Source organism: uncultured Ruegeria sp. (genome assembly GCF_947504215.1).
Lineage (GTDB): Bacteria > Pseudomonadota > Alphaproteobacteria > Rhodobacterales > Rhodobacteraceae > Ruegeria.
In genome coordinates, this window is the sequence record NZ_CANNGO010000041.1 from 1 (window position 1) to 454 (window position 454).

Annotated in this window: 1 protein-coding gene; it reads right to left on the bottom strand. The window is 44.5% G+C overall.

Annotated elements, in window-relative coordinates; genetic code table 11:
• Positions 1–31: 31 nt before the first annotated feature.
• Positions 32–418 (bottom strand): hypothetical protein, encoded by a 387-nt coding sequence (locus Q1B21_RS22315; RefSeq protein ID WP_299084517.1) that lies wholly within the window; start codon positions 416–418, stop codon positions 32–34.
• Between the last annotated feature and the right edge of the window lie 36 nt (positions 419–454).

Sequence of the window (454 nt, forward strand, 5' to 3'; positions counted from 1 at the left end):
GCGGACAAAGCTGTCGGCATCTAAGTCGCAATCAGCGAAGGTTTTGGGCCAAATACTCAACTTCATCACTTGAGCGAAAATTGCCTTCAGCCAACCATTTTATGGCCTCCGATACCAACTCTGGCTCTACGTTGCATGCGCTTTCGCTTCTGGACTGAAGTTCAAAATCGGACGGATCGCAAATGAATACACTTCGTCTATTGATGTCGTCTATGAAACGAGTAAATCCTGAAAAATTCAGTACATGAGCAACTTTTTCAAGATCACCTGCACACTTGTTGTCAAAGATCTTCACGGGTCCTTTGATGCGATGGTTTTCTGTTTGATAGTGCATATGAAAGACACAGTGAGCGAGCGCCAATATTCTTCCCGAATGAGTGTTTTCAGGTTTTGAAAACCAAGGAGGGTGTTCTTCCATACTGCCATTCCTGTCAGCCTACGGGCAAAAAGACAA

Coding starts and splice junctions, on each gene's coding strand:
- Q1B21_RS22315 (WP_299084517.1), bottom strand. CDS start 418: ATGGAAGAACACCCTCCTTGGTTTTCAAAACCTGAAAACACTCATTCG.